The 372-nt window shown below is 47.6% G+C and carries 1 protein-coding gene; it reads left to right on the plus strand.

Annotation, left to right across the window (positions count from 1 at the left end):
• Positions 1 to 288 (plus strand): phage portal protein family protein (locus QTO06_RS25490; RefSeq protein WP_443088840.1); only part of this gene is annotated, 288 nt, incomplete at its 5' end.
• Between the last annotated feature and the right edge of the window lie 84 nt (positions 289 to 372).

A 372-nucleotide genomic window follows, 5' to 3' on the forward strand; every position in this document is an offset into this window, starting at 1 on the left:
GGACAAACCCTGTCATCGGGTAACCAAGCATATGGCTCGCGCTCGATGGGAGAAACGCACCAACAGAATGCGTTCTTCTATGCTAAAGCGGATGCAAAGATGGTGTTCAAAGCGCTCAACCAAACGTTATTCAAATGGATATTCCAGGCAAACAACATGAATGGACGTATCCGCATGAGAGTGGACGATAAGAAGTTCAAAGCGCTTCTCAAGTCTGCTGTCACTGACGAAGATGGCACCATTCAATTATCCGACCCAACGGAGGCGAAACATCTATGGCTGTTCTAACAGACGTGGAGCGCGCTGAAAAAGACAACCTGACCAAAATGGAGCGCCTCGAAAATGAGGCGCTTTCTTTTACGGCCAATAAAT

Source organism: Vibrio sp. M260121 (genome assembly GCF_036533715.1).
In the GTDB taxonomy this organism is placed as follows: domain Bacteria; phylum Pseudomonadota; class Gammaproteobacteria; order Enterobacterales; family Vibrionaceae; genus Vibrio.